The organism is Janibacter sp. CoH_79_TC_3, assembly GCF_058197955.1.
On sequence record NZ_JBXWIV010000174.1, the window covers coordinates 1 to 243 of the forward strand.

Annotated in this window: 1 protein-coding gene; it reads right to left on the reverse strand. The window is 39.1% G+C overall.

Annotated elements, in window-relative coordinates:
* A partial coding sequence (locus AC2FA3_RS15535; RefSeq protein WP_490510377.1) for a Mur ligase family protein occupies positions 1–243 on the reverse strand: 243 nt, incomplete at both ends.

A 243-nucleotide genomic window follows, 5' to 3' on the forward strand; every position in this document is an offset into this window, starting at 1 on the left:
CATCAGGATGAGTCAATTCACTTAAGTGGTGTAATTGACCAGGTCTGTCCATACCCATTTCAAGTACCAAAATTTCAGTATTTGGCTTCATTTCAAGAATGGTCATTGGCACACCAATCTCGTTATTAAAGTTGGCTTGTGTCTTATGAACGTTAAAACGCTTGGACAAAACGGCAGCTACCATGTCTTTAGTAGTAGTCTTACCATTTGAACCAGTAATACCAACTACAGTTGGGTTAACCT